This is a genomic window from Halomonas sp. SIMBA_159 (genome assembly GCF_046536035.1).
GTDB classification, from domain to species: Bacteria; Pseudomonadota; Gammaproteobacteria; order Pseudomonadales; family Halomonadaceae; genus Vreelandella; species Vreelandella venusta_A.
In genome coordinates, this window is the sequence record NZ_JAWJBT010000500.1 from 1 (window position 1) to 275 (window position 275).

A 275-nucleotide genomic window follows, 5' to 3' on the forward strand; every position below is an offset into this window, starting at 1 on the left:
GTGGTGCTGAGGCGCACGAGAGTCAGTCCGTCCGGCACGTCGTCGAACGTGAATCGACCGGTCTCGTTCGCCGTCGTCGTGCGGACGTTCTCGCCCTGCGCCAGCTCGATCGCACCCGAGATCGAGTCGACCCAGCCGTCGACGCGATGCGCGCCGGTCGCGGTGCGGGTCACGTGCAGCAGGATGCTGGTGGTGCCGTCACTGAACTGCAGGGTCAGTGCGTCGGCGTCGCCTCGCACGGCGCCGAGAGGCTCCTCGATGAGGGTGAGCAGCGC

General features: G+C 69.1%; 1 protein-coding gene. It reads right to left on the bottom strand.

The window, feature by feature from the left end; genetic code table 11:
• A partial coding sequence (locus R0J87_RS20185; RefSeq protein ID WP_498888480.1) for a hypothetical protein occupies positions 1 to 275 on the bottom strand: 275 nt, incomplete at both ends.